Genomic DNA, 23,090 nt, shown 5'->3' on the forward strand with positions numbered 1-23,090 from the left:
GCGAATCCTATCTGCGCAACATGCTGAGCGTCATCGCCTCCGAGTTGGGCGGCAAGGTCCAGGCGAAGCTGTTTTTGACGCCCGAGCAGCATGCGAGCGTTGGCACGTCCTTTGATCACATGTTGGCCGCGCCTGCCATCGTCGACGACCGGGTCACGGGCGCCGGGCTTGGCAAGCGAGGGCTGATCGCACTCGCTGGCGGAAGCGATCGGGCTTTTGCGAATCTTGTCGCCGCGCACGGCATCGATCTTGTGTTTGAAGTCGCTCAGTGGTTCGGCAACCGATTTCCGCTACCGGTCATTTCCTGGATTCCGGATTTTCAGCACCGTCGCCTGCCGCATCTGTTTCCGCGTCGCGCCTGGTGGCGCAGAGATCTCGGGTTCCGTCTGCAGACGTCCGGCAACCGCACCATAATGCTCTCTAGCGAGGATGCGCTCGCCGATTGCGAAACATTCTACCCGGCCTCGCGCGGCAAGACCGCCGTCGTGCGCTTCGCCATCGATCTCGATCCAGGCACCGTCATGGCGCGCACCGAAGCCGCGCGCCGGGCGCACGATCTGCCCGAGCGCTTCTTTTTCCTGCCCAACCAGTTTTGGATCCACAAGAACCACAAAGTGGTCGTCGAGGCGTTGCAGCATATAGCCCGGCTCGGAGCGTTGGACGCCTTGCCGCCAATAATTATGACGGGGCGCACCACGGATCCACGCGATCCGACCTTGTTCAAGCATCTGATGGACCTTGCGCAAGCACATCGGCTCGAAGGCCATTTTCGACACCTCGGATTGATCCCCTATGAGGATGTCGTTGCTCTGATCGGTGCGACAGACTGTCTTTTGAACCCTTCCCACTTCGAGGGGTGGTCGACCACCGTTGAAGAGGCGAAATCGCTGGGCGCGCCCATGTTGCTGTCCGACATCCGGCTGCATCGCGAGCAGGCTCCGGACGCGCTCTTCTTCCCGCCTGACGATGCGGAAGCCCTGGCGCAGCGTCTGCTCGAAATCGGGCAGTGCCCACGCTTTGTCCGCGACAGCATCGCCGTGCTGCAAGGCCGGCAACAGCTCCGCCGACGGGGTTACGCGGCAGCACTCCTTGCCTTATTTGAAAAGACCAAAACCGCCGCGCGTTGATCGTTCAATCGGCAGTGGGAATTGTCGATCGGGAAGGTAGCCGCACTTGCATTCATAGCGCTGGCGTTTGCGGGCGGCTTTCTTTTCATCGTCATCAACAAGGGAACAAATATTCGCGCACCGGCGCCGAAGCCGGTGGAAGTCCCCACATCATTCGATGGCAAGCTTGACGTCCAATCAATCGACGATCTGCGGGTCGCCGGCCGCAAGATCGTGCTGTGCGGCGTCGCATTTGCCAAGCCCCAGTCAATGCGGGTCATGGTCACCGAGGCCATGCGCCGGGACTATCAAGGACTCGCATTGACATGCAAACCCGTAGGCTTGGGGACACCGTGCGACGGCAATGTCGCGCCAAAATTTCGTGACGCCGTCGTCGTGCAGTGTCTCACCTTGGGCGGAACGGATCTGGCTGCGAAGCTCGTCGAGGCAGGCATTCTGTGCGGGCAGCCCGCGCAGGCGGGCTCGACCTATAAACCTTGCGTGCCGGGCTCGTAGCTCCTGCGGACCCGTGGCGTAGCCGTCGAAACGAAGGTGACGCCGGTGCCCCAAGGAACGCCGGATTGGCTCGCTGGCAAACGCGCTGTATTGCGGCCGACAGTAAAGATGATACATTTCGATATTCTAATGGTGTGTTCAATCAACCACACCGAAACCAAAAATTATCTCGCATTTGCGAAATGGGTTGGAATTGGCGCAGAAAGCTGTTACGCGCTTTTGAGTACCTTAGCGGTTGGGTGGGCCTCAGGTAACGTGGGACAGAAGGATTGATGCGGATGAACCTAGTTTTGAAAAGTGCGTTGGCCGGAGTTGTTGTGTTGGCCGGCTTCGCACCGGTGTCGTCTTTCGCGCAGGATGGGTCGTGCACCTGTGCAACCGCCTATAACGGCGTAAATCCGATTGGATCGCTCGGCAGCGTCAATGGCGACGTGATGATCTCGCAGGTGGCTGGCTATGGCCCGGCGCAAGCGGGCGGCGCGCTTGATTTCGGCAGCCGTGTCGTGGTTGGCTCCAAGGGCTCGGCTTCGGTTCAGGTTGGTGGCTGCAATGTGAGCGTCCCGGCGAATTCGACGCTCGATATCTCGCGTGTCGAGAATAAGATCTGCCTCAATGTCTTGGGTTCTGAGAAGACCGCCCAGACGGGCAATACCAACAGCACCAACTACACGCCGGCCCTTATTTTTGGCGGCATGGCTCTTGGGGCTGGTGTTCTGGCTGCAACGGCGGACAAAGATCACGGCCACGCCGTTAGCGACTAAGTTGACCGCGTAGTAAATAAGGCAACGGCAGCAGAGGCGTATGGCGCTTCTGCTGTGTGTCTGTTGTTCGCGGTGGAGCGCACTTGGCGTGTATGCTGGTGTCGCGTCGGTCGGGTCGCCTAAGCCAAGGCGGCATGCGGATGTCTGAGGCTGGCGAACATGCCGGGATGAGGGGCGAAGTGCCGGTCTATCCAGGCAGATGGTCGAATCGCAATCTGTTGCTGCTGCGTGTTGGTGCAAGTTTCGGATACGGCAAACGCGACGATCAAGGTCAATCCTGCGGAAGGGCGGCATGTGTGTAGCGCTCGAAACATCAGGCGCAGCTTTTGCCGCCGGTGCGGCGCTGATCATCGGCCTGCATGATGACGACGACTCTGTCCGCCAGTAGCCGGGACCTAGCATCCATCGTATCGCATGAACTTGACAAATGCGTCATTCGCTGTCTTGCGGATGACGCATTTATACTTTTTGGGGATGACGTCGCCACGTTGCTTCGCTGCTGTCACAAACGCCCATGATCGATCTACATTCCCATATCTTGCCCGGCCTCGACGACGGCTCGCCCAGTCTTGCCGAATCACTGGAAATGGCTCGACTGGCGGTGGCCGACGGAACGACCCATATGGCGTGCACGCCACACGTGACGCCCGGCGTATACGAAAACGGAACATCGAACATCGTTCGGGCGGTTCAAGAGTTGCACCAGGCATTGCGCGGCGCCGCAATACCACTTGCTCTCTACGTCGGTGCAGACGTTCACATAGCGCCGGATCTTCCGGACCAATTGGTGGCGGGCAGCGTGCCAACCTTAAATAGGTCGCGCTATTTTCTGTTCGAACCGCCGCATCATGTTCTACCTCCACGAATGGAGGATCTTGCTCTACGCCTGATAAATGCCGGCTTTATCCCGATTCTTACTCATCCGGAGCGTTTGACCTGGATCAAAACGAATTACGACGTTATCGAGAGGTTGAATGCGGTCGGCTGCCTCATCCAGCTTACCGCGGACTCGATTGTTGGTGCTTTTGGACGCACGGCGCTTTATTATTCGGAAAAGCTGATTGACGAGGGCAGGGTGGATATCATCGCATCGGATACTCATAGCGCAACGCGCCGCCGTCCTGGGCTTTCCAAGGCGGTTGCTGCTGCTGCCAAGCGGTGTGGGGAAGACGAGGCCCGCAACATGGTGTTGAAACGTCCAGGCGAAATATTGGCGAACCGCCCCATTGAGCCGATCGGAAAAGCACGTCCGAAAAACCCAACCGCCGGTAACGCCGGCCGTTTTGGAGGATTGGGCCGCCTATTCAAGGGCGGGACCGCGTGATGGGCATTTTTCATTTGGTAAAAAGCCACATAGGCATGGCACTCGTCTTGCTAGCTTCGCTTGCAACGTCGGCATGCACGAGCACCTCGTCGACGACACCTACTTCCTCGAGTGCGGTGGATGCGCTGCAATTGACGTCGTCATCGACGCCACTTTCAGGCGGCGGCGCGCTGAAAGTGGTGAAGGATCTGCCTCCGCCGCAAAACACCCAGAACGGCAACGAGCAGCCTTTGTCTCCGAACGATGTGCTCGAAGTGAATGTATTTCAGGTCGACAATTTGAGCCGAACAGTTCAAGTCGACTCCAGCGGCCAGATATCGCTTCCGCTTATCGGAACCATTACCGCGGCAGGCAAAACCGTTCGTCAGCTGGAGCAAGAGATAGAGACGGCCTACGGCGCCAACTACCTGCAGTCACCCGATGTGACGATCTTCGTAAAGGAGTCGATTGGGCAGCGCATAACCGTCGATGGCGAAGTCAACAGGGCCGGTATCTTTCCGGTAACGAGTAATTCCTCGCTTCTGGACGCGATCGCTCTGGCAGGAAATTTCAGCCCGGTTGGGGACGCAAGCAAGGTCTTCGTCTATCGCAATATCGGCCAGAATACCTTGGTCGCAAATTACAACGTGGAGGAAATTCGTGCCGGCAAGGCCCGTAACCCGCGGATCTACGGTGGGGACAAGGTCGTCGTCTTTGCCTCAAAATCGAAGATTGCCGTGAACAATCTCAAGGACGCGCTAGGCATAGCCTCCAGTGCCGCGCGAATTGCCGTCATCCCTGGGATATAGTTCGTAGCCGGTCAGTCGAATAGGATCACTTCGCACCATGCTCGATCGCAACAGGCAGCATCAAATTGCAGGTCCAGGACATGGCCAAGCCTTGTCCGCCGACCTCTATTATGACGGCGGGCAAAACTACAGCCCTTACGGTCGCGATTATTCGGAGCAGGAACAGGGCTTCAATCCGCTCAAGCTGCTCTTCTACGTCGTCCAGTATCGGTGGCTGTTCGTCATTATGGCGGCAGCCGGGCTTGTCGCCGGTGTCATCATCACGATGATGCAGACGCCGAAATACCAGGCAACGACGCAATTGGAAGTGCTGGTCCCTTCGGCCAAGGTCTTCCAGGACATCGAGGTAGTTTCTGAAAATGCCGACGTGCGGGCTTTCCTGACCGCACGTGAAAAACTCAAAAGCCGCGCATTGGCGCAGCGTGTTGTGTTTCAACTGGGTCTCAGCGAAAAGCCGGATTTCCTTTTTCCCACGCCAGCCTTTTCCCTCAGCAATATTTTCTATCGCGCGTTCGGTATCTCCAAATCGCCTTCCTTTGAGGAGAAGACCCCAGAGGAGCGCGAGGAAATTGCTATCAAGCGTGTTTTGGACGACCTCACGGTCAACCTGGTCACCAACACGAGCCTGCTATCGATCACCTTCGTCGATCAGAAGCCGAAATATGCAAGCGATATCGCCAACCAGGTCGCGCAAAGCTTTATTGACCAACGCCTCGACCAGACCAGCGAAACATCCGACCTTGCACGACAGTTCATCCAGGAACAGGTTCTGCAGGTGAAGCAGAAGCTCCAGAAATCGGAGGAGGATCTGGTCGCTTACGCGAAGGATGCCGGCATCACGATAACCGGCGACGACAAGTCGCTGATAGGATCGAACATCGAGGCGCTGAATACCGCCCTTGCGACAGCGATCCAGGACCGTCTCGACGCAGGACGTGTTGTGGACCAGATAGATAAAGGTCGCGGTTCGAGCTTGGCCCCAGTTTTGGAAAGCGAAGGTCTGCAGAAGCTCAATGAAAAACTGGCGGATTTGACCAGCCAGTACCAGCAGAAGCTGGGCATTCTCAAGCCCGGTTTTCCCGAAATGCAGCAGCTTCAGTCCCAGATCAAGGAGTTGCAGCGGCTCTATAACAACGGCGTGCTTGCTATAACGGATTCACTGCGGCTGAAATATCAGGAGGCGCAGAACAAGGAGGCCGATCTCAAGTCCAAACTTGCTGAGATGGAAAAGCAGCAGGTCATCTTCAACGACAAGAACATCAAATACACAATTCTCAAGCGCGATGTCGATTCGAACCGGTCGCAATATGACAACCTTATCGCCAAACTGAACGAAGTTGGTGTCAGCTCCGAGCTCAAGACGCAAAGTGCGGCAATCGTCGATTTCGCGTCATTGCCGGATCGGCCATATTCCCCGCGCTTGAGCATCAATCTTGCAATCGCGCTGGCCCTTTTCATGGCTCTGAGCGCGTCTGTCATTTATGTTATCGAACTGCTGAACAACACCTTCACCAATCCCGAACAGGTTGAAAAGGAGCTCGGCTTGGCAATGCTCGGCATCTTGCCGCTCGTCGATGACCGGGAACTCATGGCCAGTATCGCCGATCAGAAGTCCGGCCTGTCGGAAGCCTATCGTTCGCTTCGAACATCGCTACAGTTTTCCGGTGCGGAAGGCGCCCCACGATCGCTGGTCGTCACGAGTTCGGAGCCTTCGGAAGGCAAGTCGACGACATCGTTTAAACTCGGACAAGATTTTGCAGCACTCGGCGCAAGGGTTCTCATTGTCGACGGCGATCTCCGTAAACCAAATCTTCATCGCCTGTTTGGTCTCGACAATACGATCGGGCTAAGCAATCTCCTGACAAATACCGTGCGCAAGGAGGATCTGGCGAGCATCTTCAGGGCGACGAAATATCCCAACGTGACCGTTCTAACTTCGGGAACAATCCCTCCAAATCCTGCGGATCTGCTCTCCTCACCGAAGATGGCTCTGATAGTAACCAATCTCGGCAAGCGCTTCGATCTTGTCATTATCGATGCGCCGCCGATTGTCGGCCTTTCTGATGCTCCTATTCTCAGCCGACTCGCTGAGGGCACATTGATGGTCATCTCTACAAATCAGGTGACGCGCAAGTCGGCCAAGACCGCGTTGAAGCGCCTGCGAGCTGCTGGCGCGAACGTGGTCGGAGCCGCGATGTCAAAGTTTGCGGTGAACAAGTTCGACTACAATTATGCCTACAAATATATGAACTATCAGTATTATAACTACGGGACGGACACGAATACTCCCAAGATTGAGGGCAAAGTCGATGATGGAGCAAGCCAGCCCGCTTATGCAAAGTCTCCGACATTCAGTCGTTTGGTTCGTCGCATCCGTTCTAGTGTTGGTGGCTTCCTCGATCGGGCTAAGTCGATTTCTTGAAACAGAAACACCGGCTGTTTCTCTTGTGCTGGACCCGCTCAACACCGACGCATTGACAGCTGAAATCAGCAGTGACCTGAACGATACGAATAATGCTACCGATCTTGATGCCTTGCTTGCCAAGGCCAAGCGCGCGCTCACCTTCGATTTGGCCGATGCACGTCTCTATAGCCTGATTGGTGAGATCAAATACCGGCAAGGCGAAAAAGACGAGGCCTACCAGCTCTTCGATCAAGCCCGAAAATTGTCCAAGACAGAGATCCATGCACTACAGAGGTCAATTGGCCGCAACATCGAAGCAGGTGATTTGCCCAAGGCCGTTGGCGAGATCGACATCTTGCTGCGCCGCTGGCCGGACCAATTTCCGGCGATCGCCGAGGGCATGCCGCCAATTCTCTCGAATCCCGATGGCTATCAAGCCGTGCTGATGGCCATCAGGGCGCAGGCGCCCTGGAGAGCCAGTCTGATCTACGCTCTTATCAAAACTCCTGAGCAGATCAATTTCGCAAATCGGCTGCTGCTCGATTTGACCGGATCAAGCGCACCACCGAATTCGAGTGAACTCACAGCCGCGATCAGCGGCTATATTCGTCAGAAGCAATATGAACCAGCCTATCGGCTGTTTCTTTTCACCCTGTCTGAGCAACAGCGAAAATTAGGCGGATACATTTTTAACAGCACGTTCGAGCCGGTCCCCAGCGGCAAGCCCTTCGATTGGCAGGTTCCCGGTCAATCTGGCTTGGAAGTGACATTTGCAGCATCCCGGGATGCTGTGGAGGGCGAGGGTGGGGCAACGGTCCGGTTCTTGAATACCCCGGTCAAGAACACTGCCCTTCAGCAATATGTTCAATTGCCTCCAGGCTCGTATAAGATTTCCCTTGTTGCCTCTGCGCGAAACCTGAAGCTTCCAAAGGAATTGTTCTGGTCGATCAAATGCTTGGGGCCGGCCGGCGAAATAGCAAGGTTCAACATCCCCGAGGGCACATATAACCGACAAAAGCTGAGCCAGGACTTCTCGGTTGTACCGACTGGCTGCCCCATGCAACTATTGACGCTGCAGACCGCCGCCATTGCCGAGAGCTGGCGATTTCGATATGTCGGCACCTTGATAATGCACAAATTGAGCGTTGAGAGACTTCCATCTTGAACGACCGGCCGTCGGAATGGGATAAATATCTCCTCGGCACGGTCTTGTTTGTATCGCTGCTGATCGGTGGTGGTACTGCGAGCGGCCTTTACACAGACACTCTGATCGAGGTCGCGGCGATAGTTTCGGCCGCGGCCGTCTTTTCGCAAACCCCCGGCCAGAGAATCGCCCGGCCTGTTCTGTGGCTGCTGGTCTTCGCTATGGCGTTGATCGTTTTGCAAATCGTCCCATTGCCGTCAGCCATATTCAACGGGTTGCGGCCGGAGCTGTTGCTCGGAGATCCCTGGGTTGGAGAAAGCCGATTTCGTTTCATCAGCGTAGGGGTCGGCCGGACGGTCGAATGCCTGCTTTATTTTCTGGCCGCCACAGCGTTTTTTTTGGCCGTATTGCGTTTGCGTGCCGAGCAGGTCAGCGCGCTCCTTCCGTTTTTCTTCATGGGTGTTATCTGCAATGGTTTGGCGGGAGCGATTCAATATTCGCTCTCCGACGACGTCGCTATTGTCGGGCTGTTGCCTTTTACGATCAATGCCGGCCTTTTTGCCAACGTAAATCATTTTTCGGCGTTGCTTTTTGTGTCTATTCCCTTCGTCGTCTATTATGGTCTGTTCCGCGGGCATCTCTTGTCCGGATCCTTCGGCTTGATCGCGCTTTTGCTGCTTCTTTTGGCCGCCGGTTCTCGCGCCGGTGTTCTGATCGGGTTGGCGATCACCGTATTGTCTGTAGTCTTTCTCTCAGCTCGTTCGAGGGCGAGTGGGTTCGGCGTTCTCCTGATCTTTATCGCACTTTCGATCTACACGATAAGCGCCTGGACCAAATTGGATGCACAGGCGCTTGATCCGGCGTTCGGGCGAGGAGAATTTGCGCGAACCACAATCGAGGGCATCAAAGACAATTGGGCGACAGGCATTGGATTCGGGAATTTCCAGAAGGCCTATCAGATATACGAAAGAGCAGGCATGATTTTCAGGGAGTATGTGAATCATGCTCACAATGAATACCTTGAAATTACCTTCGAAGGGGGAATTCCTGCGATTTTACTTATGGTAGGCTATTTCGTGTTGCTATTCGCTGCATTGGCTAGGGTTCGCCGTGACCCCTTTCAGAAGGCGGCATTCCTCTCGGTGTCTTTTCTTCTCATTCATTCGCTGGTCGATTATCCGCTGCGAACCGGGGCGCTGGCGATGACCTTTGCCTATATGAACGCCATCATCTTCCACAAAGGATTTGCCGAACGCTTGAGCCGCAAGAGCGAGATGATCGAGATCGATCACAACGGTGACAAGCTGTTTGTTCCCATCGGAACTTCGTCCTAGCGACCTCGTCGCCACGGCTGGCGTCGCCAGAACATGGCGGACCGCTGTGAGGCGAGCCGGCTCCTGGCTCTCGGGTTCCGAGGCTCAGGCAACATTTTCCTGCCCCTACCAAGTGCAATCGCTCGCTGAGCAGAAATTTCCCGATTTTGCTGGCCGTACGGAAAATTCATTCCCGAACCATTCGGCCGCAAGCCTGTCTTGCATTGTTCTGGACCGGAACGATCTGCTAGAACGCCCGCACGAGAATAGATTGTCCGGAAGTGCAGTTTGAATCGGGCGGCTGAAGGTCGCCTCCGATGCAGGCCCTTCCGTGGATCGGTACGAAAGAACGCTCGCAGTCCATGAACATCGCACTTACGCACCTTCAGCGGCTTGAGGCCGAATCCATCCATATTTTTCGCGAGGTGGCCGCGGCATTTGCCAAGCCGGTCATGCTCTATTCGGTCGGCAAGGATTCGTCCGTGCTCATGCACCTGGCGATGAAGGCATTTTATCCCGCCAAGCCACCTTTTCCCTTTCTCCATGTCGACACGACCTGGAAATTCCGCGAAATGATCGCCTTTCGCGACCAGATGCAGCAAAAGCTCGGCTTCGACCTCCTGGTCCATGTCAATGAAGACGGCGTGCGTGACAACATCAATCCGTTCGACCACGGCTCCAACACCCACACCCATGTAATGAAGACGGTTGCCCTGCGGCAGGCGCTCGACAAATACGGGTTTGACGCTGCCTTCGGCGGCGCGCGGCGCGACGAGGAGAAGTCGCGCGCCAAGGAGCGCATCTTCTCGTTCCGCAACGCCCAGCACGTCTGGGATCCGAAGAACCAGCGGCCGGAGATGTGGAAGATTTTCAACACCCGCGTCGCTGCCGGTGAATCGATCAGGGTGTTCCCGTTGTCGAACTGGACCGAGCTCGACATCTGGCAGTACATTCTTCAGGAGGACATCCCGATCGTGCCCCTGTATCTGGCCAAGGAGCGGCCGGTCGTCGAGCGCGATGGCATGCTTATCCTGAGGGATGATGAGCGCATGGAGCTGCGGCCCGGCGAAACAGTGGAGAACCGGATGGTGCGGTTCCGCACGCTCGGCTGCTATCCGCTGACCGGCGCGATCGACTCGGAGGCCGACACTCTGGACGCGATAGTCGGCGAAATGCTCACGGCGCGCACTTCCGAGCGGCAAGGTCGCCTGATCGACCGCGACGAAGCCGGCTCGATGGAAAAGAAGAAGCGCGAGGGGTATTTCTGAGTATGCGCCATATCATGGCCAAGAGCCTCGCCCCGACCGACGGCGTCCGCGACTATCTGGCGGCGCAGGAACGAAAGTCGCTGCTGCGCTTCCTGACCTGCGGCTCGGTCGACGACGGCAAGTCGACGCTGATCGGGCGCCTGCTTTCCGACACCAAGCAGATTTTCGAGGACCAGCTGGCCACGCTCGAGCGCGATTCGCGCAAGCACGGCACCACCGGCGACGACGTCGACTTCGCGCTGTTGGTCGACGGCCTCGAAGCCGAGCGCGAGCAAGGCATCACCATCGACGTCGCCTATCGCTTCTTTGCCACGCCAAAGCGCAAGTTCATCGTCGCCGACACGCCCGGCCACGAACAATACACGCGTAACATGGCAACGGGTGCATCGACCGCCGATCTCGCCATCGTGCTGATCGATGCCCGCCAGGGCGTGTTGCGTCAGACCAGGCGGCATTCGATCATTGCCTCGCTGCTTGGCATCCGCCACATCGTGCTCGCCGTCAACAAGATCGATCTTGTCGGCTTCGACGAGGCGGTTTTTGAACGGATCGTCACGGATTACGCACAGTTCTCACGTGAACTCGGCTTCCAGACGATCGTGCCCATTCCGATGTCGGCCCGTTATGGCGACAACGTTACCGGCCGTTCCGACAGGACGGACTGGTATTCCGGCCCGACGCTGATCGAACATCTCGAAACCGTGTCGGTTGACGAGGCCGCGGTCGAATTGCCGTTCCGGTTTCCGGTCCAATATGTGAACCGCCCCAATCTCGATTTCCGCGGCTTCGCCGGCACCATAGCGTCCGGATCGGTTGCGCCGGGCGACGAGGTGGTCGTCGCGAAATCCGGCAAGTCCTCCCGTGTCAGGCGCATCGTTTCGCATGGCGGCGATCTTCAGCAGGCTATCGCCGGCCAGGCCATCACTCTTGTCCTCGACGACGAGGTGGAAGTCTCACGCGGCAATATGCTGGTGTCGCCGGCGGCGCGGCCGCAGGTCGCCGACCAGTTCGCCGCCAACATCGTCTGGTTCGACGAACATGCGCTGCTGCCTGGCCGCTCCTACATCCTGCGCACCGAGACCGACCAGACCAGCGCCACCGTCACCGACCTGAAATACCGGGTCAACGTCAACGACTTTGCCCATGAGGCGGCCAAGTCGCTTGAAATGAACGAAGTCGGCATCTGCAACATTTCGACGCGGTCGCCGATCGCCTTCGATCCGTTTGCCGAAAACCGCACCACCGGCGCCTTCATCCTCATCGACCGCATCACCAACGCCACGGTCGGCGCCGGCATGATCCTGCATTCGCTGCGCCGCGCCGAAAACATCCACTGGCAGTCGCTCGATGTCGGCAAGCGCGCCCGCGCCGACATGAAGAACCAGCGGCCGGCCGTGTTCTGGTTCACCGGGCTTTCGGGCTCGGGCAAGTCGACCATCGCCAATCTGTTCGAAAAGAAGCTGTTCGCCACTGGGCGCCATACCTACATTCTGGATGGCGACAACGTCCGTCACGGCCTCAACCGCGATCTCGGTTTCACCGACGCCGATCGTGTCGAAAACATTCGCCGCGTCGCCGAAGTGGCACGCCTGATGGCCGACGCCGGGCTGATCGTCATCGTGTCGTTCATCTCGCCGTTCAGCGCCGAGCGGCGCATGGCGCGCGAATTGATGGCCGACGGCGAATTCGTCGAGGTGTTTGTCGATACCCCCTTCGAGGAATGCGCCAGGCGCGATCCGAAGGGCCTTTATGCGCGGGCGTTGAACGGCGAGATCAAGAATTTCACCGGCGTCGATTCACCCTATGAGGTGCCGGAGAAGCCCGAAATCCATCTCAAGACACTCGGCAGATCGGCCGAGGAGATGGTGGACGCCCTGGAACACTGGCTGAACGAGCGGGACATTGCCGAAGACCAATATGATAGCGGCGGCGGTATCTGACGACGAAGCGATGCTTGCCGTCTTCGAGCACCTTGCCTTGGCGGCAGGGCGCGAGGTGATGCGCGTCTTTCGTGCCGGCTGTGCGGTCGACAGGAAGTCGGATAGTTCGCCAGTGACGGAGGCGGATCGCGAGAGCGAGAAGATCATCCTTGCCGGGCTACGCGCCGCATTTCCAGAGATTCCATGGGTGGCTGAGGAGGAAGCCTCTGCCGGCATCATGGCGCCGGATCTCGGCGACGCCTTCTTCCTGATCGATCCGCTCGACGGCACCAAGGAATTCGTCAACCGGCGGACCGATTTCACCGTCAACATCGCGCTGGTTCGCCACGGCGTGCCGGAGATCGGCGTCGTTTTCGCGCCTTGCACCGGCCGGTTCTTTTCCGGCCGGCCGGGCAAAGCGGAAGCGATCGAGATCAATGACGACTATGAGATCGTCGATCGCCAGCCGATTTCGGCGAGGGCCGGTATGGTGCCGCTGACCGTCGTCGCCAGCCGATCCCACAACACGCCGGAGACCGAGGCGTATATCCGCGCGCTGGGCGCTGCCGAGATCGTTTCGGTCGGCTCGTCGCTGAAATTCTGTCTCGTCGCCGGCGCCGAGGCGGATGTCTATCCGCGCTTCGGCCGCACCATGGAATGGGACACCGCGGCGGGTGACGCGGTGCTACGCGCTGCCGGCGGCATGACGCGCACGTTGGACGGTGAGCCGCTCGTCTACGGCAAGCGCAACCAGAGCGACGACGAGGATTTCGCCAACCCGCATTTCATCGCCAGCGGCAAGGCTGCTGGATTTGGCTAGACGGTGATTGCGCAGTTCCAGACCCGTACGAAAGTGCGGGTGTTGCAAGTGACTTATGCAAGCGACCTCAGATAACTGCTCGAGATCTGTAAACACAGCGGTACGATCCCCACCCAGCCGACAGTTGGGTCGGCGTGGCCGATTCGCTTCGTGTCCGGTCGATGCTGCGGGGCCTTCACACGGTGTATCCAAATTGCTGTATACCGATACACTTGAACGGCTATACGAGCGAGTGATGGCGTTCCACATCAAAAATCCCGAGACCGACGCACTGGCCGCCGGGTCGCCGCACTAAAGAGGACTGGTCTGACAGAGGCCGTCCATGCCGCGCTCAAGCATGAGCTTGAGCGCGAACAGGCTAGACCGTCCCTGGTAGAGATCGGCGTCAGGTTCTGCCGTGATCTGCGAGCCCGGGGCAAGCCTGATCACGGCACGCCCGCCGACAAGGCGTTTCGCGACAGCCTGTACGAGATGACTGATGTTCATCGACGCCTAGGCCCTGACGGCGCTGATGACCAATGAGGATGATGCGCGCGAACTCCTGGCCGGGACCCGGCGCGGCTGAACGGTGTTGAACCGGACTTTACTTGGCTGGCCACGGTCCAGATTGGATCACGTTCAAGAGCCTAAAATGCGGCGGGCTTGCTTCGGATGGTTAAGGCCAGGAGCGCCTCCGAAAGTCGTTTCTTCGCCCGCTCCACCCCGTTCTCGTCGATTGCCTCAACATCGAGGAACAAGTCGAGACCAGTCGCATGCTCGCTGATGACCTGAGGGCGCTGGGCGAGTTCACCCAGGAGGCCCTCGACTTCGTAGGGGACAACCTCCCGGCTGATCCCCTTCATGGCAATCGGGGCTAACGGACGCGCCCGGACAAGGTCGCGCACGAGCGCATAAGTCTCATAGCTGAGGCAGATGCCGCCGGGCTCGGCAATCGACTGCAGCCGGGCCGCCAAGTTCGCTTCGGCTCCAATGATCGTGTAGTCCATCCGATCATCGGAACCGAAGTTCCCAACATTGCAATAGCCCGTGTTGATGCCCATGCGAGCTCGGAAGGGCCGTTCAACTCCGCGGTCATGCCACACCCTGTTCAACTGCTCCAGCCGACGCTGCATGTCGACAGCCATGCGCAAGCAGGCTCTCGCGTCTTCCTCGACGCCTTGCGTCTCGGGGTCTCCGAAGAACACAAGAAGCGCGTCGCCGATGAACTTGTCGACGGTGCCGCCGTGTTTGAGCGCGATCGTCGACATCTCGGTGAAGTACTCGTTGAGGAGAAGCGTCAGGTCCTCGGGCTGGAGCCGTTCCACGATCGCGGTGAAATCCTTGACGTCGGAGAAAAAGATCGTGAGCTTCTTGCGCTCGGTCGCGATGGTGACGTCCTTCTGGCCGCTGAAGATGCTTTTGTAGATTTGAGGCGAAAGGTATTTGGCGATCTTCAATGAAATCGCGGCCAGAAAGTCGTTTGCCTCGGAAAGCTCCTTGTTGATGCCCTGAATCAACGCGGACTGCCGACGCTGCAGGAGAATGAACGTCAGGCCCGCCGCCGCCGCGAAACCGAAATACAGGAGCAGATACTTGAAGGTCAGCACGTTCGCAGCAATAGGCTGATTGACTGATATCTCCTGGATCCCTCGGACATCCCCTACCTTCCAGTCCGTCTTGGGGCTGTCCGGGTGTGAGTTATGGCAGGTCACGCAGACTTGTCCCATTACAACAGGGGCCGCGGCGCGGACCTGCCGGTCAAACAGTGAACCCGAGACCTCGATGATCGGCTCCTTCGGGTTGGCGCGCAAAGCCAAGATTGCATTCCGCTCGAACGCATCGAGCTGGTGGGGCGCGCGACCTTTGAAAGGCAGATCCGAGACGAACCGATATTTGACCGAGCCGTCGTGAGCGCTGATGCGCTTGCCGAGTTCGATCGAGAGGGTTGCTGGAATAGGGATCGCGCCTGGCACGTCCCGGTAGTTGTGCGTCGCAGTCACAGCGCCGTTAGCTTGCAGCACGCGTCCCACGACGTCGCTGCCGTAGAATCCGCGCATTTCGTCGATGATGCGGCTGATTTCGCTGGCTTGCCTGCGCAGCATCCGTTCCGACAGGTCTCGGAGGTCGAGCCAGGCTGCGACGGGCAGACCGACAAGGCCGATGCCCACTGCCGCCACCAGGAGCGGTCCCATGGTGCGCTGCTGACGCGCAATCTGTTCACCCAGTCCAGCCATTGTGCAAGCGCCCGGCCGTCTTAGTATGTGAACTATAGCTCATTCCCGGCACGGTACCAGAGTCAGTCTTGGCTCGATGAAAACACGTCAGCCCTGCAATTCGGAACGACCTTGAGCGGTCGTTGCGAAGCCCCGACCCTCACAGCGGATTTCCCATTCTGGCGCTGGACGGACAGTGAATCAGTGAAAGGGATGTCGCAACGTCGGTTGTGGCCCGGAATGCGCTCCGCGATAACCGCTCAGGGGTCAAAAATTCACCTCTGGCAAGGTTGAGACTTCTGCGGTCGGAGAGCGGGTCGGAAAAGAAAGCGTCCCGCAAAACGTATCCGCGCTTCGGCCGCACTATGGAATGGGACCCTGCGGCGGGTGACGTGGTACTGCGCGCTGCCGGCGGCATGACGCGTACGCTGGACGGTCAGCCGCTCGCCTGCAGCGCAACCAGAGCGACGACGAGGATTTCGCCAATCCGCATTTCATTGCCAGCGGCAACGCTGCTACGGTCGCGTAGGCATCATGATGAACTCCGATCCCGTCCCGGCTCGTCCCCCCAAATGACGCCGTCGCGCATGCGACGCCTAGGTGAAGCATTTATTTTCAGGCGAACCGTTGCGCGAGGAATAACCCTACGGTGTGGATCGCGGCAGCGGCGCTTTCGCGTGTTAAACTGCTTGCGTGGAGATCGACACCGACAAGACCGACGAAGCCGTTCTGGGCCTGCTTTGGCTGACGCTGCATGAAGAGAGGCGCGCCTGGAAGGGGTTGGATTGGAATGCTCTGGATCGCTTGCACGAGAAGGGGCTGATCGCGAATCCGGCAAACAAGGCGAAGTCAGTGGTTCTGACAGATGAAGGACTGCGGCGTGCGGAGGAGCAATTCCGAGCCGTGTTCACTCGCCCGGCGCCCTGAGCCAGAGCGCCGGACGGGCGACTACGAGCTGAAAGCGCACATGGCTGAATTTCGATAACGCGCGGCGCCTGACCGCAGGCGGGACGGCCAGTGCTCTCGCCGTGGCGGACAAATTCGTCTTCGTCACCTGCGCCAACGGGCGCATCCATTCTGTTAAGGCAGTGGCAGAAAACACCGCAGCCGCGAGATGCTTCTCCCGGCGAATGGGCGCTCCGGGCCGAGTTGCAGCCAGCAGCGGGTCGGCGCCGCTGCTGACACATGGGATGTTAGTGGGGCAGATTGCCACTGGCGATGCGAAATCTCTATGGCTGCGGATTTCCGAAGGCAGGTTTCTCAAGCACCAGCACATGACTGCCAAGAGGCGATGTGTGAGTGCTCTTGACCTGGAAACCCTCGTCAGAGAGCGTTTCGATGAATTCGCCATCCGTTCCAGGCGGAACGCGGGCAACAACGTTCGAGGTGCGCCTCACAATATTGGAAAGCACCCTTCGCGCCTTGCCCGGGCCGATGTTGCGCTGCATGTGCTGATAGACGGCCAGCAGCAGGACGATGTCGTATTTGGGTAGGAGGATATTGCCGAGGCGCCGGCTGCCAAGATTCAGGCGATCGAACTTGGCATGTACCGGAGAGCCGCTCAACAACATCTTTGCAGTCTCGATATGCGGCTTGGCAATGTCGATCCCATGGATCGAACTGGGTTTCAGCTTGGATATCTCATAGGCGACAACACCCATATTGCAGCCAACATCGAGAATGGATTTTCCGGTGTAGTCGACCTTTGCGGAGAATAGCCCGTCAAGTCTGTCGTCCCACGTTCCGGCAAAACCCCTTTTGAATCTTGACCACCACAAATCATCAGCTCCTTTGAGAAGAGCCCCCTTGAGCGCCTCCTAGCACGAGAGAATTAACGGTCGATACCCGTTCAACTGGAATTGATGACATTGACGAACCAAGGCAGGGACGTGTGCGGCGGCGTCACAATCCCATCACCCTGAGTGCCGCCGGAACCGGATAGCGGCTGCCATCATAGCGCATCCGGTAGGTCCGCTTCACAGGCTTGCCAGGATGGGACTGGCATTCGCCATTCTGATCGGGGGAAGGATTATCGGTATTCGACCGCTCGGCCGCAATGATGTCACGATAGCCGTGGTGGCGCGCCGGGCTCATCGCCAGGCTGACCTGGCTGGAATGAAAGTATCCGGCGCAACTACCATCGCTATCGGCGCCAGAGCCGGCCACCACGAGGCCGTCGAGCACCACGCGTAGCGTATCGCCGGTGAGAGCGTATAGCCGCAGGTCGGTTTCAGTGAAGGGAGCGGTCAGCGAATGATGCGCCATTTCGATGCGCAGGCCGAATGCGCTGACATTGGGGGCCAGTGCGTAACGGCCGGTGTCGAATTCCACCTTCTCTATGACAATCGCGTCATCCGTCATCAGACCGGGCTGGAGCAGGCGCTGGCGCACACGCAGCGTATTCCTGTCGACGACCAGAAGCTCGATATCGCCGACATGCAGGTGGTCGCCGTTAGCCCTGTCAATCAGCGGCACTGCGACCAGCAGCAGGTCGACATGGGCGGGCCAAATCTTGCAGACCAGGCCAAATGGCGCTTCGCTCTCCGGGAGCGTTGAGGTGATGCTGGTATGAGGTTCAAGCGTGAACGAGGTGCCGTCGGCGCTCTTTCGGGCCTTGGGATAGGCCTGCTGCACCAGCGCGGCGGCATCGCCGCAATCGCCCGACGCGGCTCGGGCGGGCGACAGGCCGGCGGAGGCCAGGCCGAGCAACAGGACAGGCAACACTATTCGCATGGAGTTTCTCGCCTCGCAGGGCCGGGTTAGGCCAGTGGCTTTCTACGCGAGATTGGTGGCGGCGCACAGTGCCGATCCAAGGCAAGCACCTGCCCCATTTGCAGATGGATGTTCGGAAGGGCGTCCCTACGCAGGAAGAGGTGGATATGCTGGCCTATGCCACGAACGACAACTGGGACCCCAAGCCCAGAGCATCGTGGTATTTCGGGTCAAGAGCGGCGAGGCGCGCAAGGTGAACAGATCATGGCCTCGCTCGAGGCCGAGCAGAAGCAGAACGCGCTGGAGGGCGGCATTCATATCACCGGTAAGGCCGAGGCGCTCGAAAACCGAAATTTCAACATTTCCCGTGGGTGTCGGTCCGGTTGCGCTGAACCTAGACTTCCCGACCGATGATCCCGCGGTCAGCCTGAACGTTTCGGGTTATCCGGCACGGGAACGCTCTCGCTGCCCGATCGAATCCTGTCGCCCGACTCGAGCCTGAGTTCCGGTGAAGTCAACCGAGTGCGCTAGAGCCCCAGATCGGCGCCGAAGCCACGGTCGAGATTGCAAGGGCGAAGAAACGCGGAAGGCTGGCATCTGATTGACGGTCGGAAAAGCGCGGTCGCGCCAGTTGTCGCACCTCACTAGACGGTTTCGAGCCGGCTGAACCGAACCGGGATGAGTTTCCGGGTCTTGAGCTGCCCTGCCGCATCCTTGTCGATGACAGTCAGAAACTGTGCTTCTTTAGATCCCAAAGGCAGAACCAGCCGTCCCCCCGGCTTGAGTTGCTTCAGAAAAGCCGGCGGTGTCTGCTCAGCCGCCGCCGTGACCAGGATCTTGTCGAATGGGGCGTGCTCGGGCCAGCCGCGAGACCCGTCTCCGACACGAATGCCGACATTGGATAAGCCTAGCTCCTGCAGGAGAGCCTCCGCACGGCTTACGAATTCCTCGATGATTTCTACGCCCCAAACCTGCCCGGCGAGTTCCGCGAGGATTGCGGTTTGATAGCCCAGGCCAGTGCCGATCTCGAGCACCGCCTCGTGCGGTTGGGGAGCAAGGAGATCGGTCATGAGAGCGACGATGAATGGCTGCGAGACGGTTTTATCGAAGCCGATCGGCAGCGGCATGTCCTGGTAGGCATAAGGTGCAACCGAGGCTGGCACGAAGAGATGCCGCGGCACTCGCCGCATCGCTGCCATCACCCGCTCATCGAGCGCCGCCTTGCCGAGTTCTTCGCTTGCAAGGTCGGTATGGATTGCAATCATCTCGACCATGTGCCTGCGTAGGACCGCGAGGTGCTCTTCGTTCATTGGCTTCATGACGGTGGGGCTTTCCTCAACCAGCTTGCTGCCGGTGAGCATTATATCCTGTTCGTCACGGTAGCGCCCGCCATCGTTTCCATTACGGGTGCCCAGGGCAAGCGTGGGTGACCGTCTTGGCAGGCTATCGCCGGCGGCGACCGTGGAGATTCTGGGCGCTATATCGCCATAGCGGTGTGTCCCACATGCGGCTATCTCGCGCATCAGCTTCGCCAGCACCGGCCGGGAGGGCGAGGCGCCGGAGCCGTGCTCCTGGTGGACGAGGCGGCAGCCAGCCGCCTTGACCTCGTCGACTTGGGCGTCGGTCGCCCGATCCTCGGTCGAGACGCGGGCATCGCCAATGGGCGGCCGATCGGGAGAACTGGACGTTGTGCGTGCATTTGGCCGGTTTCGGGGCCGTTTTTTGGGGGTTTTTGTACACACAAGGAATGTGCCAGAACACGAACGTGTGAATGCGTCTGGTGAGGCCTCAACGACGTCTCATCAGCCAACCGAGGCTTGTAATCCGTCGCTAATGCCATATCTTATGCACAAAAAATGTGTTTCTGGATATGGCAAGGGGGACAGGGATGATCCAAGCGTTGAAGGTTCCAGTTCAGAACGAACCGTTGGTGCTGTCCTATATGGATCGGGCTGGGAAGATCGCTGTCGCCCAGGTTGCGGATGGATTCGGTATGTCCAAAGGTCAGCTTGCCGAAACGGCGGGTCTTGCGCGGGAAACCCTCTATAGGGCTGAGCGTAGCCGTGCTGCAAAGACGCAAGGTCGCCTTCGTGAAATGCTTGAGATCATCAGCAGAGTGATCGACTGGGCTGGAGGCAAGGAGCAGGCGATGGCCTGGTACCGGGCCCAGCCGATACCGGCATTCGGCGGGCGAACGGCGGAAGCTCTGGTTAAGGAAGGCAAGGCCAGCGCGGTTCGCGACTATCTGGATCATGTCGCCGTTGGTGGCTTTGCTTGAGGTTTGCCGGAATTTGCTACCGCGCCCATGATCCGCGGTGGTCCTTCCAGCCTATCTCAGGCGACGGAGCGGCTATTCGGGGTGCCAGGTTCAACCCGAAAGGTGTGCCTACGCTTTATCTGGCGCTCGACATCATGACGGCCGTGAAGGAGGCCAATCAGGGTTTTGCACATCGCATTGATCCCTGCGTGCTCTGCTCATACGAGATCGATTGCGATGACATTGTCGATCTGAGGACGGCGCAAGGCCAGGCCGACGCCGGGATCCGGTTCGAAGATATGGCTTGTGCCTGGATGGATTTTCTCGCCGATGGCAAACGGCCGCCGTCATGGAGCATCCATGACCGCTTCGTTGCTGAAGGCAAGTTCGGCATTCTCGTGCCCAGCTTCGCGCCAGGTGCCGGCACATCCGATCAGAACCTCGTGCTATGGAGTTGGGGCGAGGTGCTCCCGCACCAGGTCAAGGTGATCGATCCGGGACGCCGGCTGCCTCGGAACCAATTGTCCTGGAGCTGACGCCGCAAGGGGTCGGATCGAATTGCGACTCAGACGATTATCCGCGCCGCCCGCCCGAGCGTGCGTTCCGCGTCATTGTAGTAGTTCGAGGCCTGCTGCGGCGTGCGGTTTCGGTGAGATAGCCGGAGCGCAGGCTGTGGGCGGAGAAGGCTTGCGGATCGAGCCCGGCCTCGGCGATGCGCCGCTTCAGGATCAGATTGACGGCCTGCGGCGTCAGGGCGCGCGCTTCGAGATTGCCCCAGCGGTCGAGGCCGCGAAACACGGCGCCTTCAGTGGTGCCGGCGAGACCGTCCATGCAACACTACTCGGCACCGTGTTCGTCGCCGCCGTCCAGGGAACATTGGCTGGCCTGATGTTCTGGTGGCTCGGCCTGCCGACGCCAATCTTTTGGGGCCTTGTCATGGGACTTCTTGCCATCGTGCCCGTGCTCGGGGCATTTGTGATCTGGGTGCCCGCAGCGGTCTATCTCGCACTGCAGGGAGCTTGGGCCAGCGCGGCGATATTGACCGTCTGGGGCGGCGTCATCGTCGGCGGCATCGACAATCTGCTCTATCCGATGCTTGTCGGGAACCGGTTGCGCCTCCACACGGTGGTGGCCTTTATCGGCGCGGTCGGCGGCATCGTCTTGTTCGGAGCGTCCGGCCTTGTCCTCGGACCTGCGGTGATCGCCATCACAATCAGCCTCATCGATGTGCTAAAGACTCGATTGACCGACCGGCCCAAGGCGACGCCGGCGCGCCCTGGTGAGCTACCGCATCAGTCCGTGACGGATTGATCAAGCGCGCGAAAAGGGCGCTGGCCTTCGAGTGGGGCGCGAAACCTGAACAACCTCTGCGCAGACATCTCAATGAAGGCAAGCACATCAGCCAGGCTGTTGTATTGCGGCAAGCTTCCAGTCACCGCCGTCCTGGCGCATGAAGGTCCACAGTTCGGTTGTCTCCGTCGGCCGATCGGCCTGGCCCTCAACGATCTTGCCGCTGATGCGATCGCGGGTCACGTCGCGAGATTCATAGCGCAAAGCAGCCGTCGCGTAGTCGCGATCACCCTCCCGCCAACTTTCCGCAACATCGGCCTCCAGCAGGCCCACATCCGATACCTCGTTCCTGAGGCCCTTTTTGGCGTTATCGGCAAGTTCCTCGGACAGATAGGAGACCATTTCTGGCGTCGCCAACCGGCGCAAGGCGGCGTGGTCCTCGCGCCCGAATGCTTCCTGAACTTCCGTCAGCCGCTGTTGGAACGTGTCGAGATCGGTTTGGGTGAGTGTGATCTCATCGGAAGCACTGGCTTGGGAAGGATTGCCTTGGCTCGTTCCGCCATATCCTGACCCAATAGCCCGAATGGGGAACGCTGTGGCGTTGCTTGGCTCGGGCCGGGCTGCTGCGTTGCGCCCAAAGCTCGCTGTACCGCGCGAGACACCCGCCATAGCGGGCGCTGGGCTTTGCGCCGCCTGCGAGCGGAAAAAGCGGATCGCCAGCATGATCGCGCCGCCGATCAGCAGCACTTGAAGCAAAAGACCCAACATGCCGGCCAAGCCGCCGAACCCATGGCCCAGTAGAACGCCGATCAAACCGCCGAGAAGCAGCCCACGCATCATCGATCCGCCGAGGCCGTTGAAGAAGCCCGGGCGCTGGAATGCCTGCGGCTGACGGGCCGCATTGTTCGTTGCCGCATTGGGCGTCATCGAGCGCTCGACCGGTGCGGCGGGTTGCGGCGCAACTCTGGTCGGCGGGACCGGCTGGAAAGTGCGCATGCCGCGACTGCCGAAGCTGCCGCCACGGCGCGCATCGGCGTGATCCACAGCGACCATGGAAAATGCCAGGAACAACCCCGCAAACAAAACTGCAAACCGTCCCCAACGCGAAATCAGCATAGGCAAGTCCTCAAGTGACACTCTTTCCGCTCATATGGGGTGCGTCGATCGAGATATCAGTGAATCGTCCGCCGAGATATTTTCGGGCGGCATGGTCGGCCGCCCGCCGGTGTTCACGACGAGAATGTCTGCCCTACCCAAGCGCGATGATCGCTGTTCG

22 protein-coding genes and 3 pseudogenes are annotated in these 23,090 nt (G+C 59.0%); 18 read left to right on the top strand and 7 right to left on the bottom strand.

Annotation, left to right across the window (positions count from 1 at the left end; genetic code table 11):
- Positions 1–44 precede the first annotated feature (44 nt).
- The 12 genes from NKI70_RS03175 to NKI70_RS03230 all read left to right on the top strand — a co-directional run bounded on the left by NKI70_RS03175 (position 45) and on the right by NKI70_RS03230 (position 13,885).
- Positions 45–1,127 (top strand): glycosyltransferase family 4 protein, encoded by a 1,083-nt coding sequence (locus NKI70_RS03175; protein ID WP_352692405.1) that lies wholly within the window; start codon positions 45–47, stop codon positions 1,125–1,127.
- Positions 1,128–1,148: 21 nt separating this feature from the next.
- Positions 1,149–1,622 (top strand): hypothetical protein, encoded by a 474-nt coding sequence (locus tag NKI70_RS03180; protein ID WP_352692406.1) that lies wholly within the window; start codon positions 1,149–1,151, stop codon positions 1,620–1,622.
- Between the two features lie 278 nt (positions 1,623–1,900).
- Positions 1,901–2,383, top strand: coding sequence for a hypothetical protein (locus NKI70_RS03185; RefSeq protein ID WP_352578540.1), 483 nt, complete (start codon positions 1,901–1,903; stop codon positions 2,381–2,383).
- 514 nt (positions 2,384–2,897) lie between these two features.
- Complete coding sequence (locus NKI70_RS03190) at positions 2,898–3,707, top strand: tyrosine-protein phosphatase (protein WP_352692407.1); 810 nt, start codon at positions 2,898–2,900, stop codon at positions 3,705–3,707.
- Positions 3,707–4,495: a polysaccharide biosynthesis/export family protein gene (locus NKI70_RS03195; RefSeq protein ID WP_352692408.1), complete on the top strand. Its 789-nt coding sequence runs from the start codon at positions 3,707–3,709 to the stop codon at positions 4,493–4,495. Before NKI70_RS03190 ends, NKI70_RS03195 begins: the two co-directional genes overlap by 1 nt.
- 37 nt (positions 4,496–4,532) lie before the next feature.
- Positions 4,533–6,917 carry a GumC family protein gene (locus NKI70_RS03200; RefSeq protein WP_352692409.1) on the top strand — a complete coding sequence of 795 codons (2,385 nt, stop codon included), beginning with the start codon at positions 4,533–4,535 and terminating at the stop codon, positions 6,915–6,917.
- Entirely contained in the window at positions 6,883–8,064 is a 1,182-nt protein-coding gene (locus tag NKI70_RS03205) for a tetratricopeptide repeat protein (RefSeq protein ID WP_352724224.1), read from the top strand. The genes NKI70_RS03200 and NKI70_RS03205 overlap by 35 nt, the downstream gene beginning before the upstream one ends.
- Positions 8,061–9,377: an O-antigen ligase family protein gene (locus NKI70_RS03210; RefSeq protein WP_352692411.1), complete on the top strand. Its 1,317-nt coding sequence runs from the start codon at positions 8,061–8,063 to the stop codon at positions 9,375–9,377. The genes NKI70_RS03205 and NKI70_RS03210 overlap by 4 nt, the downstream gene beginning before the upstream one ends.
- 341 nt (positions 9,378–9,718) lie before the next feature.
- On the top strand, positions 9,719–10,624 hold the full coding sequence (gene cysD / locus NKI70_RS03215) for a sulfate adenylyltransferase subunit CysD (RefSeq protein WP_352724226.1): 906 nt from the start codon (positions 9,719–9,721) through the stop codon (positions 10,622–10,624).
- Positions 10,625–10,626: 2 nt separating this feature from the next.
- Positions 10,627–12,564, top strand: coding sequence for a sulfate adenylyltransferase subunit CysN (gene cysN / locus NKI70_RS03220; protein WP_352724228.1), 1,938 nt, complete (start codon positions 10,627–10,629; stop codon positions 12,562–12,564).
- A 10-nt stretch (positions 12,565–12,574) separates the two neighbouring features.
- Positions 12,575–13,363: a 3'(2'),5'-bisphosphate nucleotidase CysQ gene (gene cysQ / locus NKI70_RS03225; RefSeq protein ID WP_352724310.1), complete on the top strand. Its 789-nt coding sequence runs from the start codon at positions 12,575–12,577 to the stop codon at positions 13,361–13,363.
- A 306-nt stretch (positions 13,364–13,669) separates the two neighbouring features.
- Positions 13,670–13,885 (top strand): transcription factor, encoded by a 216-nt coding sequence (locus tag NKI70_RS03230; RefSeq protein ID WP_352724311.1) that lies wholly within the window; start codon positions 13,670–13,672, stop codon positions 13,883–13,885.
- A 104-nt stretch (positions 13,886–13,989) separates the two neighbouring features.
- Here NKI70_RS03230 and NKI70_RS03235 read toward each other — a convergent pair whose 3' ends face one another.
- Positions 13,990–15,576, bottom strand: coding sequence for an adenylate/guanylate cyclase domain-containing protein (locus tag NKI70_RS03235; protein ID WP_352724231.1), 1,587 nt, complete (start codon positions 15,574–15,576; stop codon positions 13,990–13,992).
- 308 nt (positions 15,577–15,884) lie between these two features.
- Here NKI70_RS03235 and NKI70_RS03240 point away from each other — a divergent pair.
- Positions 15,885–16,084, top strand: a pseudogene (locus NKI70_RS03240) (inositol monophosphatase family protein); the annotation flags it as partial.
- Positions 16,085–16,248: 164 nt separating this feature from the next.
- A complete protein-coding gene (locus tag NKI70_RS03245; protein ID WP_352724233.1) occupies positions 16,249–16,482 on the top strand; it encodes a DUF6429 family protein in 234 nt (77 codons plus the stop codon).
- 302 nt (positions 16,483–16,784) lie between these two features.
- On the opposite strand, the gene NKI70_RS03250 is transcribed toward NKI70_RS03245, so the two are convergent.
- Entirely contained in the window at positions 16,785–17,333 is a 549-nt protein-coding gene (locus NKI70_RS03250; protein WP_352724236.1) for a class I SAM-dependent methyltransferase, read from the bottom strand.
- 124 nt (positions 17,334–17,457) lie between these two features.
- Positions 17,458–18,264, bottom strand: coding sequence for a PA3715 family protein (locus NKI70_RS03255; RefSeq protein ID WP_352724238.1), 807 nt, complete (start codon positions 18,262–18,264; stop codon positions 17,458–17,460).
- A 267-nt stretch (positions 18,265–18,531) separates the two neighbouring features.
- On the opposite strand from NKI70_RS03255, the gene NKI70_RS03260 reads away from it, so the two are divergent.
- Positions 18,532–18,681 (top strand): hypothetical protein, encoded by a 150-nt coding sequence (locus tag NKI70_RS03260; protein ID WP_352724240.1) that lies wholly within the window; start codon positions 18,532–18,534, stop codon positions 18,679–18,681.
- 230 nt (positions 18,682–18,911) lie between these two features.
- Here the strand turns inward: NKI70_RS03260 and NKI70_RS03265 are convergent, their stop codons facing one another.
- Both NKI70_RS03265 and NKI70_RS03270 read right to left on the bottom strand, forming a co-directional pair.
- Complete coding sequence (locus NKI70_RS03265) at positions 18,912–19,586, bottom strand: protein-L-isoaspartate(D-aspartate) O-methyltransferase (protein WP_352724312.1); 675 nt, start codon at positions 19,584–19,586, stop codon at positions 18,912–18,914.
- A 201-nt stretch (positions 19,587–19,787) separates the two neighbouring features.
- Positions 19,788–20,009, bottom strand: a pseudogene (locus NKI70_RS03270) (recombinase family protein); the annotation flags it as partial.
- Between the two features lie 146 nt (positions 20,010–20,155).
- On the opposite strand from NKI70_RS03270, the gene NKI70_RS03275 reads away from it, so the two are divergent.
- Both NKI70_RS03275 and NKI70_RS03280 read left to right on the top strand, forming a co-directional pair.
- Positions 20,156–20,545: an antitoxin Xre/MbcA/ParS toxin-binding domain-containing protein gene (locus NKI70_RS03275; RefSeq protein ID WP_352682384.1), complete on the top strand. Its 390-nt coding sequence runs from the start codon at positions 20,156–20,158 to the stop codon at positions 20,543–20,545.
- Positions 20,542–21,060 (top strand): RES family NAD+ phosphorylase, encoded by a 519-nt coding sequence (locus NKI70_RS03280; protein WP_352724242.1) that lies wholly within the window; start codon positions 20,542–20,544, stop codon positions 21,058–21,060. The genes NKI70_RS03275 and NKI70_RS03280 overlap by 4 nt, the downstream gene beginning before the upstream one ends.
- A gap of 29 nt (positions 21,061–21,089) precedes the next feature.
- On the opposite strand, the pseudogene NKI70_RS03285 reads toward NKI70_RS03280, so the two are convergent.
- Positions 21,090–21,331 (bottom strand): annotated as a pseudogene (locus tag NKI70_RS03285) (integrase); the annotation flags it as partial.
- Positions 21,332–21,373: 42 nt separating this feature from the next.
- On the opposite strand from NKI70_RS03285, the gene NKI70_RS03290 reads away from it, so the two are divergent.
- Positions 21,374–21,835 carry an AI-2E family transporter gene (locus NKI70_RS03290; RefSeq protein ID WP_352724244.1) on the top strand — a complete coding sequence of 154 codons (462 nt, stop codon included), beginning with the start codon at positions 21,374–21,376 and terminating at the stop codon, positions 21,833–21,835.
- Positions 21,836–21,922: 87 nt separating this feature from the next.
- Here the strand turns inward: NKI70_RS03290 and NKI70_RS03295 are convergent, their stop codons facing one another.
- A complete protein-coding gene (locus NKI70_RS03295; protein WP_352724313.1) occupies positions 21,923–22,927 on the bottom strand; it encodes a Tim44 domain-containing protein in 1,005 nt (334 codons plus the stop codon).
- Positions 22,928–23,090 lie beyond the last annotated feature (163 nt).

The organism is Mesorhizobium sp. M0500 (assembly GCF_040321165.1).
Classification (GTDB): domain Bacteria; phylum Pseudomonadota; class Alphaproteobacteria; order Rhizobiales; family Rhizobiaceae; genus Mesorhizobium.

Excerpts from the sequence above, each read along its gene's own strand:
- NKI70_RS03185 (WP_352578540.1), top strand. The coding sequence starts at position 1,901 with ATGAACCTAGTTTTGAAAAGTGCGTTGGCCGGAGTTGTTGTGTTGGCC.
- NKI70_RS03190 (WP_352692407.1), top strand. The coding sequence starts at position 2,898 with ATGATCGATCTACATTCCCATATCTTGCCCGGCCTCGACGACGGCTCG.
- NKI70_RS03195 (WP_352692408.1), top strand. The coding sequence starts at position 3,707 with ATGGGCATTTTTCATTTGGTAAAAAGCCACATAGGCATGGCACTCGTC.
- NKI70_RS03200 (WP_352692409.1), top strand. The coding sequence starts at position 4,533 with ATGCTCGATCGCAACAGGCAGCATCAAATTGCAGGTCCAGGACATGGC.
- cysD (WP_352724226.1), top strand. The coding sequence starts at position 9,719 with ATGAACATCGCACTTACGCACCTTCAGCGGCTTGAGGCCGAATCCATC.
- cysN (WP_352724228.1), top strand. The coding sequence starts at position 10,627 with ATGCGCCATATCATGGCCAAGAGCCTCGCCCCGACCGACGGCGTCCGC.
- cysQ (WP_352724310.1), top strand. The coding sequence starts at position 12,575 with ATGCTTGCCGTCTTCGAGCACCTTGCCTTGGCGGCAGGGCGCGAGGTG.
- NKI70_RS03235 (WP_352724231.1), bottom strand. The coding sequence starts at position 15,576 with ATGGCTGGACTGGGTGAACAGATTGCGCGTCAGCAGCGCACCATGGGA.
- NKI70_RS03260 (WP_352724240.1), top strand. The coding sequence starts at position 18,532 with ATGGCCTCGCTCGAGGCCGAGCAGAAGCAGAACGCGCTGGAGGGCGGC.
- NKI70_RS03265 (WP_352724312.1), bottom strand. The coding sequence starts at position 19,586 with ATGAAGCCAATGAACGAAGAGCACCTCGCGGTCCTACGCAGGCACATG.
- NKI70_RS03275 (WP_352682384.1), top strand. The coding sequence starts at position 20,156 with ATGATCCAAGCGTTGAAGGTTCCAGTTCAGAACGAACCGTTGGTGCTG.